The 13,280-nt window shown below is 69.4% G+C and carries 12 protein-coding genes; all 12 read left to right on the plus strand.

Annotation, left to right across the window (positions count from 1 at the left end):
• The first annotated feature begins 182 nt into the window (after positions 1 to 182).
• The 12 genes from phnD to QWY84_RS08710 all read left to right on the plus strand — a co-directional run bounded on the left by phnD (position 183) and on the right by QWY84_RS08710 (position 13,271).
• A complete protein-coding gene (gene phnD, locus QWY84_RS08655; RefSeq protein WP_290202181.1) occupies positions 183 to 1,205 on the plus strand; it encodes a phosphate/phosphite/phosphonate ABC transporter substrate-binding protein in 1,023 nt (340 codons plus the stop codon).
• An 80-nt stretch (positions 1,206 to 1,285) separates the two neighbouring features.
• A complete protein-coding gene (gene phnC / locus QWY84_RS08660; protein ID WP_290202182.1) occupies positions 1,286 to 2,089 on the plus strand; it encodes a phosphonate ABC transporter ATP-binding protein in 804 nt (267 codons plus the stop codon).
• Positions 2,086 to 2,892 (plus strand): phosphonate ABC transporter, permease protein PhnE, encoded by an 807-nt coding sequence (phnE, locus tag QWY84_RS08665; RefSeq protein ID WP_290202183.1) that lies wholly within the window; start codon positions 2,086 to 2,088, stop codon positions 2,890 to 2,892. The genes phnC and phnE (QWY84_RS08665) overlap by 4 nt, the downstream gene beginning before the upstream one ends.
• Positions 2,856 to 3,701: a phosphonate ABC transporter, permease protein PhnE gene (gene phnE / locus QWY84_RS08670; protein WP_290202184.1), complete on the plus strand. Its 846-nt coding sequence runs from the start codon at positions 2,856 to 2,858 to the stop codon at positions 3,699 to 3,701. The genes phnE (QWY84_RS08665) and phnE (QWY84_RS08670) overlap by 37 nt, the downstream gene beginning before the upstream one ends.
• A 72-nt stretch (positions 3,702 to 3,773) precedes the next feature.
• Positions 3,774 to 4,640 (plus strand): LabA-like NYN domain-containing protein, encoded by an 867-nt coding sequence (locus QWY84_RS08675; RefSeq protein ID WP_290202185.1) that lies wholly within the window; start codon positions 3,774 to 3,776, stop codon positions 4,638 to 4,640.
• The gene (locus tag QWY84_RS08680; RefSeq protein ID WP_290202186.1) at positions 4,637 to 4,978 is read left to right on the plus strand and encodes a DUF3301 domain-containing protein; all 342 of its coding nucleotides are present in this window, start codon (positions 4,637 to 4,639) and stop codon (positions 4,976 to 4,978) included. The genes QWY84_RS08675 and QWY84_RS08680 overlap by 4 nt, the downstream gene beginning before the upstream one ends.
• A 182-nt stretch (positions 4,979 to 5,160) precedes the next feature.
• Positions 5,161 to 7,749, plus strand: coding sequence for a DNA gyrase subunit A (gyrA, locus tag QWY84_RS08685; protein WP_290202187.1), 2,589 nt, complete (start codon positions 5,161 to 5,163; stop codon positions 7,747 to 7,749).
• Between the two features lie 63 nt (positions 7,750 to 7,812).
• Positions 7,813 to 8,895 (plus strand): 3-phosphoserine/phosphohydroxythreonine transaminase, encoded by a 1,083-nt coding sequence (gene serC / locus QWY84_RS08690; protein ID WP_290202188.1) that lies wholly within the window; start codon positions 7,813 to 7,815, stop codon positions 8,893 to 8,895.
• Positions 8,896 to 8,961: 66 nt separating this feature from the next.
• Positions 8,962 to 10,131 (plus strand): phosphoglycerate dehydrogenase, encoded by a 1,170-nt coding sequence (locus QWY84_RS08695; protein WP_290202189.1) that lies wholly within the window; start codon positions 8,962 to 8,964, stop codon positions 10,129 to 10,131.
• Between the two features lie 19 nt (positions 10,132 to 10,150).
• Positions 10,151 to 11,236 (plus strand): prephenate dehydratase, encoded by a 1,086-nt coding sequence (pheA, locus tag QWY84_RS08700; protein WP_290202190.1) that lies wholly within the window; start codon positions 10,151 to 10,153, stop codon positions 11,234 to 11,236.
• Positions 11,237 to 11,256: 20 nt separating this feature from the next.
• Complete coding sequence (hisC, locus tag QWY84_RS08705; RefSeq protein ID WP_290202191.1) at positions 11,257 to 12,387, plus strand: histidinol-phosphate transaminase; 1,131 nt, start codon at positions 11,257 to 11,259, stop codon at positions 12,385 to 12,387.
• Positions 12,387 to 13,271 (plus strand): prephenate dehydrogenase, encoded by an 885-nt coding sequence (locus QWY84_RS08710; RefSeq protein WP_290202192.1) that lies wholly within the window; start codon positions 12,387 to 12,389, stop codon positions 13,269 to 13,271. The genes hisC and QWY84_RS08710 overlap by 1 nt, the downstream gene beginning before the upstream one ends.
• Positions 13,272 to 13,280 lie beyond the last annotated feature (9 nt).

Genomic DNA, 13,280 nt, shown 5'->3' on the forward strand with positions numbered 1-13,280 from the left:
TTCTCTCGACCACGGCCCTTGTTGTCATCGTTGCGGGCCCGCCCCGGGCCGGAATGCCGGCGGGTCTGTCATCGCGACGTCAAGACGCTGTCATCGTGAGTTCATCCGTTGCGGCCAGGATGCGGGCAAGTCAACGGGCCGCGCCGGTTCTCCGGCGGGCCCATTTCAAGGAGAGGTCGAGTATGTTGCATCAGAACACGACACGGCCCGCGCCCGCGGCAGGAATGTTCAAGGTCGTGGCGCTTGTCGCCGCGCTCGCTCTTGGTGGCGGAGCCACGGCGCAGGCGCAGATGACGGAGTGCTCCCACCGCGGCGACCTCGCCGAGCGCTACTGCGACGACGACCGCGACCTGGTCGCCGACCTGCCCCTGGACCAGGCGCAGTGGCAGAACCCGGATACCCTGTTCTTCTCCTATGTCCCCGTCGAGGATCCGGCGGTGTACGAGGATGTCTTCGCGCCGTTCATCGACCACCTGGAGGAGGTGACGGGCAAGAACGTGCGCTACTTCTCCGCGCAGTCCTACGCCGCCCAGATCGAGGCGCTGCGCAGCGGGCGGCTGCACGTCGCCGGCCTGTCCACCGGCTCGGTGCCCTTCGGCGTCAACATCGGCGGCTTCGTGCCCTTCACCATCATGGGTACCGATAGCGGTGAATACGGCTATCGCATGCAGGTTATCACCCACCGGGACAGCGACATCGAGAGCCTGGATGACCTCGCCGGCGAGACCATCGCCCACACCGAGCAGGCATCCAACTCGGGCAACCAGGCGCCGCGAGCGCTGCTGGCCGAGCGCGGCATCGTTCCCGGCGAGGACTACGAGGTCACCTATTCCGGCGGCCACGACCGCAGCATCCTCGGGGTGGCCAACCGGGACTATGTCGCGGCGCCGGTGGCTTCCTCGGTGCTGGACCGCATGGCGGACCGGGGCGTGGTCGATCGGGATGACCTGCGGGTGATCTTCGAGACGGAATCGTTCCCCACCACCGGCTTCGGTCACGCCCACAACCTGCACCCGCGGCTGGCGCTGCTGGTGCGCAAGGCGTTCTTCACCTTCGACTTCGACGGCACCAGCGTGGGCGAGGAGTTCAGCGACGCCGACCGGTTCATTCCCATCACCTACCGCCGGAACTGGTCGGACATCCGCACCATCCAGGATGCCAACGACGTCGAGTACACCCGCGACCAGCTGGAAGCGCAGGAGTAGCGGCGGGATCGTGACGACCGGCGGCGGCAAACGGGCCGCTGCCGGTCGCCGTCGTTCGTCCCGGCGGTTCGGAGGGCCCCGTGCTGACCATCGACAAGCTGACCAAGACCTATGCCGACGGCCACCAGGCACTGCGTGACTGCTCCTTCACGGTGCCCGGTGCGCAGGTGGTGGCGGTGATCGGCCCCTCCGGTGCGGGCAAGAGCACCCTGATCCGGTGCATCAACCGGCTGGTGGCACCGACCCGGGGGCACGTGCACCTGGGTGATACCGATCTCACGGCCGCCGGCACCGCCGGGCTGCGTGACGTGCGCCGGCGCATCGGCATGATCTTCCAGGAGTTCAATCTCATCGAGCGCCTGACGGTGATGGAGAACGTCCTGGCCGGGCGGCTGGCCACGGTGTCCTTCCTGCAGGCCTTCCTGCGGCGCTTCCCCGCCGGGGACATCGACCGTGCCTTCGAGCTGCTGGGCCGGGTGGGCCTGGACGGCTACGAGAACAGCCGCGCGGATGCCCTCTCCGGCGGGCAGCGCCAGCGCGTGGGCATCGCCCGGGCCCTGATGCAGGAGCCGGAGCTGCTGCTGGTGGACGAGCCTACCTCGTCCCTGGACCCGAAGGTGGCGCGCTCCATCATGGGGCTCATCTGCGAGCTCGCCGGCGAGCGCCGGATCCCGGCGCTCATCAATATCCACGACGTGGGGCTGGCGCTGGGCTTCGCCCAGCGGGTGATCGGGCTCAACGGCGGCCGCGTGGTCTTCGACGGCGCCCCGGAGGCGGTGGACGAGGCGGTGCTGACCCGGATCTACGGCGCCGACGAGTGGCGCGACGCGTTCCGGCAGGAGGGCGGCGAGGACATGCTGGCCGCAGGAGGGGCGGCATCGTGAGCGGGGCTTCGGCGCAGGCGCCACGCCGCTGGCGGCCGGCGCCCCGGATCGCCAACCCCTGGCTGCGCCGCGGCCTGTGGGTGCTGGCGGTCGCGTACGTGGCCTTCGCCGTCGCCGACATGGAGTTCGACGTCGAGCGTTTCATCAGCGGTATTCCGCGGGGTGTGGACATGGTGGCGTCCATGTTCCCGCCGGACTTCAGCCGCTGGCGGCTGCTGGTGGACGGGCTGGTGGAGAGCCTGCAGATGGCGTTCTTCGCCACCGGCATCGGCCTGGTCCTGAGCGTGCCCGTCGCCGTGGCCGCCGCCACGAACGTGGCGCCGCGGTGGCTGTACGCCCTGGCGCGCGTCTATATCGGATTGTCGCGCACGTTCCCGGAGGTCCTGATCGCCATCTTCTTCGTCAAGGCCTTCGGCTTCGGCGCGTTCGCCGGCGTTCTCACCCTGGTGGTGGCGTCCACCGGCTTCATCGGCAAGCTGCTGGCCGAGGAGATCGAGGCCATCGATCCCGGCCAGGTGGAGGCCATGCGGGCCACCGGCGCCGGGCCCGCGCACGTGCTTCTGTTCGGCGTGGCGCCCCAGGTGCTGCCGCGCTTCGTGGGGCTGATGATCTACCGGCTGGACATCAACCTGCGCGAGTCCACCATTCTCGGCATCGTCGGCGCCGGCGGCATCGGTGCGGTGCTGTACAACTCCTTCGCCCGCTACGAGTACGACTTCTCCATGGCCATCCTGCTGGCCATCATCGCCGTGGTGCTGGTGGCGGAATGGTTCAGCGGCTACACGCGGGCCCGGATCACATGACCGGCGCCGCCGCTTCCGCCCCCGGATCCCGGCCGTGGCAGCGCTACACCCGCGGCCAGCGCCTGGCCCGTTTCGCTGCCTGGCTGGCGGCGGTGGCCGTGCTGGTGTGGTCGGCGGGAACGCTGGATATCCACTGGCCGTTCGTCCTCGACGCCCCGCGGCAGGCCGGCGACCTGCTCGGCCGCATGCTGCCGCCGGAGTGGCCGTTCTTCGCGCAGGTCATCGGCCCCATGGTGGAGACCATCAACATCGCCACCCTGGGGACGCTCCTGGGGGCGGCCCTGTCCGTGCCCGTGGCCCTGATGGCGGCGCAGAACACGACGCTCAACGCGGCCACGCTGTGGGCGGCGCGGGTGGTCGTGGTGGCCTCGCGCTCGGTGAACGAGCTGGTCTGGGCGCTGCTGTTCGGGGTGGTGTTCGGGCCCGGGGCCATGGCGGGCATGGTCGCCGTCGGCGTGTCGTCCGTGGGCTTCGTGAGCAAGCTCGTCGCCGAGGGCATCGAGGAGGTCGACGGCGGCCAGGTGGAGGCCATCGCCGCCACCGGCGCCAGCCGCGGCCAGGTGCTGATCTACGCGGTGCTGCCCCAGGTGCTGCCCACCATCATCGGCGTGCTGACCTTCCGCTGGGACATCAATATCCGGCAGTCGTCCATCATCGGCCTGGTGGGCGCCGGCGGCATCGGCATCACCCTGAACAACGAGATGAACAGCTTCGCCTGGGCCAACGTCACGGTCATTCTCATCGCCATCTTCGCCGTGGTCATGGCCAGCGAATGGGTCTCGGCGCAGCTGCGCCGGCGAGTGACCTGAATCGCGCGCCTTGTCCGCCGGCCCGGCGCGGGTCACCATGGTGGATTCGCGTGCCGCAACCATGGAGACCACATGACTGCAGTCCCGCTCGGCGTCGGCCTGTATGTCGACGCCGCCAACATCCAGATCAACGGCGGTTTCGGCATGCAGTACGACGTGCTGCGCCGCTTTGCCTGCCGCGGCGGCGGCGAGCCGGTGCGGCTGAACGCCTACATGATCTTCGACGAGGAGCGCGCGGCGCGGGACCGCCAGTACGGCACCGGCACCAGCAACTTCTTCGCCTCGGTACGCGAGTACGGCTTCAAGGTCATCGTCAAGAACTATCGCTGGTACCGCGACGACGAGGGCAACGCCTACGCCAAGGCAAACGCGGACCTGGACATGGCGGTGGACGCCCTGCTGCAGTCCAAGAACCTGGGGCGGGTGATGCTGGCCACCGGTGACGGCGATTTCGTCCAGGTGGTGCGGGCGCTGCAGAACGAGGGCTGCCGGGTCGAGGTGCTCGCCTTCGACAATGTCTCGGCGGCCCTGCGCCGCGAGGCGGATGTCTTCGTGTCCGGCTATACGGTGCCGGATCTGCTGCCGTGCCGGGGCGGTGCGGCGGGCGTGCCCTGGGGCGAGCCCGGCTCGCGGGTGCGCGGGACCTGCTACCACCACAGCCCCGAGGGCTTCGGCTTCATGCGCTTCCTGCAGGGTGTGGCGGCGAATCTCTGGATTACCGACACCCGGGATCCGGACTCCCCGTACGCGTCCGCGTTCTTCCGCGATGCGGACCTGCCCGACGGCGTGCGGCCGGCGGATCTGCCCAGCCATCACCGCATCTTCGAGTTCGACCTGGGCAACTCGTCGGTGAAGGAAGGCGGCCTGCAGGCGACGAACATCCGCCAGGTCACCGCCCAGGGAGCGCGCCAGGAATACGGCGGCCCCGGGGAGCGATGACCGGCGAGGTCTTTCTCCTTTCGGTGCTCGGCCTCGGCGCCGTGGTGCTTGCCTGGAGCGTGCTCATGGCCGCCCAGGAGCAGGCTCGCCGGGCAGCGGCCCGGCGCTGCCGCGACCTGGGCCTGCAGTTCCTGGACGAGAGCCTGGTGCGCGAGCGAACCCGGCCGGCACGGTCGCGGGACGGGCGCGTGCACCTGGTGCACCGCTACCGGTTCGAGTTCTCCGCCGACGGCAGCCGTCGCCACGGCGGCGTGGTGGAGGTCGCCGGCCGGCGCGTGCGGCGCATCGACATGGAGCCGTGGCCGGAGCCCGGCGGCATCCCGCACGACGGGGGCTGATTTCGCGGCCGGCGACAGCAGCGGCGATGGGGTGGGGCGCCGGCGTCCCATGCTGTCGCCGCCAAGCTGTGGTATAGTCCCCGTTTTTCCCGGCCGACTGCCGGGCCGGCCGCGCGGCCGGCCGGGGCGGGTCGTGCCGCCGGCGCGTGCCGTACTACCACAACCACCAGCCGAGAGCGTCGATGGCCAACGTCGCGAAAGAGATACTGCCGGTCAACCTGGAAGATGAGATGAGGCAGTCCTACCTGGATTACGCCATGAGCGTGATCGTGGGCAGGGCGCTCCCGGATGTGCGGGACGGCCTCAAGCCGGTTCATCGCCGCGTGCTCTACGCCATGCGCGTGCTCGGCAATGACTGGAACCGGCCCTACAAGAAGTCCGCCCGCGTGGTGGGTGATGTCATCGGTAAGTACCACCCCCACGGCGATTCCGCGGTCTACGACACCATCGTCCGCATGGCCCAGTCGTTCGCCATGCGCTACATGCTGGTGGACGGCCAGGGCAACTTCGGCTCGGTGGACGGCGACGCCGCGGCGGCCATGCGGTATACCGAGGTGCGCATGGCGCGCATCGCCCACGAGCTGCTGGCGGACATCGACAAGGAAACCGTCGATCTGGTGGACAACTACGACGGCTCCGAGCAGGAGCCGGCGGTGCTGCCCGCGCGCTTCCCGAACCTGCTGGTCAACGGCGGCGCCGGGATCGCCGTGGGCATGGCCACCAATATTCCGCCGCACAACCTGGGCGAGGTCATCGACGCCTGTGTGGCCCTGATCGACGACGACAGCCTCACCGTGGACGACCTTCTCCAGTACGTGCCGGGCCCCGATCTGCCCACCGGCGCCATCATCAACGGCGTCAGCGGCATCCACGAGGCCTATCGCACCGGGCGCGGCCGCCTGATCATGCGCGCCCGCACCGAGATCGAGGAGGATGCCAAGTCGGGCAAGCAGACCATCGTGGTCAAGGAGCTGCCCTACCAGGTCAACAAGGCGCGGCTGCTGGAGAAGATCGCCGAGCTGGTCAAGGAAAAGCGCATCGAGGGCATCACCGAGCTGCGCGACGAGTCCGACAAGGACGGCATGCGCATGGTCATCGAGCTGCGCCGCGGCGAGGTGGCCGAGGTGGTGCTCAACAACCTCTACCAGCATACCCAGCTGCAGACGGTGTTCGGCATCAACATGGTGGCGCTGGTGGACGGCCAGCCGCAGCTGCTGAGCCTGCGCGACATCCTGGACGCCTTCCTGCGCCATCGCCGGGAAGTGGTCACGCGGCGCACCATGTACGACCTGCGCAAGGCCCGCGAGCGCGCCCACGTGCTGGAAGGCCTGGCGGTGGCGCTGGCCAACATCGATCCGGTTATCGAGCTGATCAAGGCTTCGCCGGGCCCGGCGGAGGCCCGCGAGGCCCTCACCGGCAAGCTCTGGGCCCCCGGCATCGTCAGCGACATGCTGGAGCGCGCCGGCGCGTCGGCGTCCCGGCCGGAGGGCCTGGCGGCGGGCTACGGCCTGCTGGACGGCGGCTACCAGCTCACCGAGACCCAGGCCCAGGCGATCCTGGACCTGCGCCTGCACCGGCTCACGGGGCTGGAGCAGGACAAGATCCGCGACGAGTACCGCGAGCTGCTGGAGCGCATCGCCGACCTGATCGACATCCTCGACAGCACCGATCGGCTGATGCAGGTCATCCGCGACGAGCTCGTCGCGGTCAAGGAGCAGTTCGGTGATCGCCGCAAGTCCGAGATCGTGCACGACCGCATCGATCTGACCATGGAGGACCTGATCACCCCCGAGGACGTGGTGGTGACCCTGTCCCATCACGGCTATGCCAAGTACCAGCAGCTCGATACCTACCGCGCCCAGCGCCGGGGCGGGCGGGGCAAGAGCGCGACGTCCATGAAGGACGAGGACTTCGTGGACCAGCTGTTCGTGGCCAATACCCACGACATGCTCCTGTGCTTCTCCAGCCACGGCAAGTGCTACTGGCTGCGCGTCTACGAGCTGCCCCAGGGCAGCCGTAACTCCCGCGGCAAGCCCATCGTCAATCTCCTGCCCCTGGAGGATGACGAGCGCATCAACGCCGTGCTGCCGGTGCAGGAGTTCACCGAGGATCGCTTCGTGTTCATGGCCACGCGCAGCGGCACGGTGAAGAAGACGCCTCTGGCGCACTTCTCCCGGCCGCGCAGCAACGGCATCATCGCGCTGGACCTGCGCGGCGACGACGCCCTGGTCAACGTCGGCATGACCGACGGCGGGCGCGACGTCATGCTGCTCAGCAGCGCGGGCAAGGCCATCCGCTTCCCGGAGAGCGAGGTGCGCGCCATGGGCCGGGGAGCGGCCGGCGTGCGCGGCATGCGCCTGGAGTCCGGCCACCGGGTGATCGCACTGCTGATCCTGGGCGAGGGCGATGTTCTCACCGCCACCGTGAACGGCTACGGCAAGCGCACGCCGCTGGAGGACTACCCGCGCCGCGGGCGCGGCGGCATGGGCGTGATCTCGGTTCGCACCGGCAGTCGCAACGGCGACGTGGTGGGGGCGACCCAGGTCACGGACGACGACGAGGTGATGCTGATCACTCGCGGCGGTACCCTGGTGCGCACGCCGGCCAGCGAGATTTCCGTGCTCAGCCGCAACACCCAGGGCGTGAAGCTGATCAGCCTGGATACCGACGAGACGCTCATGGGCCTGGCGCGGGTCGAGGCCCTGGACGACCACGAAGGCAGCGACGGAGTCGAGGCCGATTCCGACGCGCCGGGCGACGACGAGACCTGATGATCCCCGGTCCGGTCGTCGCCCCGACGACGATTTCTTTCGGAACCAAGGGGAGACATGACTATGTCCCGAGTGTACAACTTCAGCGCCGGACCGGCCGTTCTGCCGGAAGAGGTGCTCCAGCAGGCCGCCGGCGAGATGCTCGACTGGCACGGCTCCGGCATGTCCGTGATGGAGATGAGCCACCGCGGCAAGGAGTTCGTCTCCATCGCCGCGGAGGCCGAGCAGGACCTGCGTGACCTGCTGGGCGTGCCGGACAACTACAAGGTGCTGTTCCTGCAGGGCGGCGCCACGGGGCAGTTCGCCGGCGTCCCCATGAACCTGCTGCGCGGCGGCGACCGGGCCGACTACATCCACACCGGCTCGTGGTCCGCCAAGGCCATCAAGGAAGCGCGCAAGTACTGCGACGTCAACGTCGCCTGGGGCGCCGACCAGGACACGCCCATGGGCATCGGGCCCGAGTCCGAGTGGAACCTGGACCCGAAGGCCTCCTACCTGCACTACACGCCCAACGAGACCATCTCCGGCGTGGAGTTCCACTGGGTGCCGGACGCCGGCGACGTGCCGCTGGTGGCGGACATGTCGTCCACCCTGCTGTCGCGGCCCATCGACGTGTCGAAGTTCGGGGTGATCTACGCGGGCGCCCAGAAGAACATCGGCCCGGCGGGGCTGACCATCGTCATCGTGCGTGACGACCTCATCGGCGAGGCCATGCCGCACACGCCCACGTTCCTGAGCTACAAGGTCCAGGCGGATGCCGATTCCATGTCCAACACGCCGCCGACCTACGCCTGGTACCTGGCCGGCCTGGTGTTCAAGTGGCTCAAGAAGCAGGGCGGTCTCGAGGCCATGGCCGAGATCAACAAGCGCAAGGCGGACAAGCTCTATGCCGCCATCGACGACAACCCCTTCTACAGCAACCCGGTGGATCCGGCCTGCCGCTCGTGGATGAACGTCCCCTTCGTCCTGGCCGACGACAGCCTCAACGGCACCTTCCTCGAGGAAGCCGAGGCGGCGGGCCTGACCACCCTGAAGGGCCACCGCAGCGTCGGCGGCATGCGCGCGAGCATCTACAACGCCATGCCCGAGGCCGGCGTCGACCGTCTCATCGAGTTCATGCAGGACTTCGCGCGCCGCAACGGGTGAGCACCGCCCCCGCGTTTGCTTGCGCGCACGTTGTCGCCTGCTTTGTCGCTACATCAAGGAGTAACCATGTACAAGATCCAGACACTGAACAACATCTCCGCCAAGGGGCTGGACCGCTTGCCCCGGGACAGCTACGAGACCGGCTCCGAGATCGCCAGCCCGGACGCCATCCTGCTGCGCTCGTACAAGATGCACGACATGGCGGTGCCGGATTCGGTACTCGCCGTCGGCCGCGCCGGCGCCGGGGTGAACAACATCCCCGTGGACGCCATGACGGACAAGGGCATCCCGGTGTTCAATACCCCCGGGGCGAACGCCAATGCCGTCAAGGAGCTGGTCCTCGCCGGCATGTTCCTGGCCGCCCGCAATATCTGCCAGGGCTGGGACTACGCCCGCAGGCTGGAGGGGGATGACGCCGCCATCAGCAAGGAGATGGAGGCGGGCAAGAAGCACTATCGTGGCTTCGAGCTGCCGGGCCGTACCCTGGGTGTCATCGGCCTGGGCGCCATCGGCGTCAAGGTCGCCAACGCCGCCCGGGCGCTGGGCATGCACGTGGTCGGCTTCGATCCGGGCATTACCGTGGGCAGCGCCTGGGCCCTGGAGGCCGGCGTGCGCCAGGCCCACAGCGTCGACGAGCTGGTCAGCCGCAGCGACTTCATCTCGCTGCACGTGCCCTACAACGACCACACGGCCAACCTCATCAATGCCGAGCGGGTGGCCATGCTGCGCGAGGGCGGCGTGGTGCTGAACTTCTCCCGCGCGGGCATCGTCGACGACCAGGCGGTGGTGGACGCCATCGACAAGGGCCACCTCACGGCCTACGTCAACGACTTCCCCACCAACCTGACCAAGAATCACCCGAAGTGCATCACCCTGCCGCACCTGGGGGCGTCCACCACCGAGGCCGAGGACAACTGCGCCATCATGGTGGCCGACCAGGTGCGCGACTACCTGGAGAACGGCAACATCCACAACTCGGTGAACTTCCCGGAAGTGAACATGCCGCGGGCCGAGGAGTGCGAGCGCATGACCGTGGTCAATGCCAACGTTCCCAACATGCTCGGCCAGATCTCCACCACACTGGCGGACGCGGGGCTGAACATCGATGATATGTACAACAAGTCCCGCGGCGACATCGCCTATACCGTGGTGGACGTCCACGGCAGCATTCCGCGGGAGGTCGCCGACGTGGTTCGCGGCATCCAGGGCGTGCTGAAGGTGCGCGTGCTGGACTGACGCCCGGGGAGGGGCGGGCATGACTGACCGGCAACAGCTCAGCGATGTGCGGGCGCGGATCGATGCCGTTGACGAGGAGCTGCTGGCGCTCGTCAACGAGCGCGGCCGGCTCGCCCAGGAAGTGGCGCGCATCAAGCGCGCCCAGGGCGAGGAGGGCGATTTCTATCGCCCCGAGCGCGAGCAGGAGATCCTGCGGCGCCTGGAGGCCCTGAACCAGGGGCCGCTGTCCGACGAGGTGATCGCGCGGCTGTTCCGCGAGGTCATGTCCGCCTGCCTGGCCCTGCAGCAGCCCCTGAAGGTGGGGTTCCTGGGGCCGGAGGGCACGTTCACCCAGGCCGCTGCCCTCAAGCAGTTCGGCCACGACGTGCAATTGCAGCCGCTGGCGTCCATCGACACCATCTTCCGCGAGGTGGAGGCCGGCGACATGAACTACGGGGTCGTCCCCGTGGAGAACTCCACCGAGGGCGTGGTGAACCACACCCTCGACTGTTTCCTCACCTCGCCCCTGCAGGTGGTCGGCGAGGTGGAGCTGCGCATCCAGCAGAACCTTGCCAGCCGCGAGAACGATCTGGCGGCGATCCGGCGGGTGTACTCGCACCAGCAGGGGCTGGCCCAGTGCCGCGCCTGGCTGGACAACCACCTGGCCGGCGCCGAGCGCATCACCGTGGACAGCACCGCGGAGGCCGCCCGGGTCGCCACCGCCGAGCCGGGCAGTGCCGCCATCGCCAGCGACGCCGCCATCGATCTCTACGAGCTGAACACGCTGGCGGAAGGGATCGAGGACATCTCCGGCAACACCACGCGGTTTCTCGTCATCGGCCGGCAGTCGCCGCCGCCCACCGGCGACGACAAGACGTCGGTGGTGGTCTCGCGCGCGGACCGCCCGGGCGGCCTGGTGGACCTGCTGGAGCCGCTGGCCCGGCACGAGATCAACATGACGCGCCTGGACGCGCGGCCGTCCCGGCAGGGCGTTTGGGAGTACGCATTCTTCATCGATCTCCGCGGCCACGCGGAGGACCCGAACGTCAGCGAGGCGCTGTCGGAGATGAGCGAGCAGGCCTCGCTGTTCCGCGTGCTCGGGTCCTATCCCCGCGCTGCCCGGTGAATGCCTGTGGCGAGGGAAACATGACCGAACTGCGATCCGCGTTCCAGAAGCTGGCCGTTGACGGCGTGCAGGGGCTGGCACCGTACGAGCCGGGCAAGCCCATGGAGGAGCTGCAGCGGGAGTACGGGCTCACCGACATCATCAAGCTGGCATCCAACGAGAACCCGCGGGGCCCGGGCCCGCGGGCCGTGGAGGCTGCCCGCGCCGCGGCGGCGGATCTGCATCGCTACCCCGACGGCAACGGTTTCCGGCTCAAGCACGCCCTGGCCGTCCACCACGGCGTCGCGCCGGAGACCATCACCCTGGGCAACGGCTCCAACGACGTGCTGGCCCTGGCCGCATCCACGTTCCTGGGGCCGGGCCGGGAGGCCGTTTTCTCGGAGCACGCGTTCGCCGTCTACCCCATCGTCACGGCGGCATCCGGGGCGACCGCGCGGGTGGCCCCGGCGCTCGGGCCGGAGACGGACATGCCGTTCGGCCATGACCTGGACGCCATGCGCGCCCGGGTGGGCGAGGCCACCCGGGTGGTGTTCGTGGCCAACCCGAACAATCCCACCGGGACCTGGGTCGGACGGGAGGCGCTCAAGGATTTCCTGCGCTCGCTGCCGGAGCACGTCATCGCGGTGGTGGACGAGGCCTACTGCGAGTACGCCGACCATCCGGGCATGCCCGACGCCACCGAATGGCTGAGCGCGTTCCCGAACCTGGTGGTCACGCGCACGTTCTCCAAGATCCACGGCCTGGCGGGGCTGCGCGCCGGCTACAGCATCTCCCATCCGGCCGTGGCGGAGCTGTTCAACCGGGTGCGCCAGCCGTTCAACATGAACGCCTGCGCCCAGGCGGCCGCCGAGGCGGCCCTGGCCGACCAGGAATACGTCCGCGCGTCGGTGGCACTGAACACCGAGCAGCGCGACCGGCTCCGCCAGGGCCTGGAGGCCCTCGGCCTGGACGTGCTGCCGTCGGCGGCGAACTTCCTGTGCGTGCGCGTGGGGGATGCCGCGGCGGTGAACGAGGGCCTGCTGCGCGCGGGGGTGATCGTGCGGCCCGTGGCGGGCTACGGCCTGCCGGAGTGGATCCGGGTCACGGTCGGGCTGCCGGAGGAGAACGAGCGCTTCCTGCGGGCGCTCTCGGCGCAGGTGGCCGGGGACTGATGACGGGCACGGGCACTGCATCGGTGGCACTCATCGGTACCGGCCTGATCGGCGGTTCCTGGGTTCTCGCCCTGCGCCAGGCGGGGTGCCTGCGCGGGCCGGTCTCCGGCTGCGGGCGTTCCGTGGCGAACCTGGAGACCGCCCGGGAGCGCGGTATCATCGATTCCGCGACCACGGACCCGCGCGAGGCCGTGCGCGGGGCCGACCTGGTCATCCTGGCGGTGCCCCTGGGCGCCACCGGACCGCTGCTGGAGACGATCCGGGACGTACTGGAGCCGCACGCCGTGATCACGGACGTGGGCAGCGCCAAGCAGACCGTGGTCGCGGATGCACGGCAGGCCCTGGGGGAGGGCGCGGCCCGGTTCGTTCCCGGGCATCCCATCGCCGGCACCGAGAAGACCGGCGCGGCGGCGGCGTTCCCGGAGCTCTTCCGCGGCCGGCAGGTGATTCTCACCCCCGGCGACGACACCGCCGAGGACGCGGTGGCGCAGGTCCAGTCCCTGTGGGAGGCGGCCGGGGCGCGCGTGGTGCGCATGAGCGCGGCCCACCACGACGAGGTGCTGGCGGCCACCTCGCACCTGCCGCACATGCTGGCCTATTCCCTGGTGGATACCCTGTCCCGCTGGTCGGACCGCGACGAGGTGTTCGCCTATGCCGCCGGCGGCTTCCGCGACTTCACGCGGATCGCCTCCAGCGACCCGGAGATGTGGCGGGATATCTGCCTGGCCAACGGCGACGCCCTGGTGGACGCCCTGGATCGCTACATGGCCGATCTCGCCGAGCTGCGCGAGGCCGTGCGCGCCGGTGACGGCGCGCGGCTGGAGGCGGTGTTCGGTCATGCCCGGCTCACCCGGGAACGCTTCGTCGCCATGCTGGAATCCTGAGGAGACCGG

Origin of the sequence: Aquisalimonas lutea, assembly GCF_030409225.1 — a bacterium.
GTDB classification, from domain to species: Bacteria; Pseudomonadota; Gammaproteobacteria; order Nitrococcales; family Aquisalimonadaceae; genus Aquisalimonas; species Aquisalimonas lutea.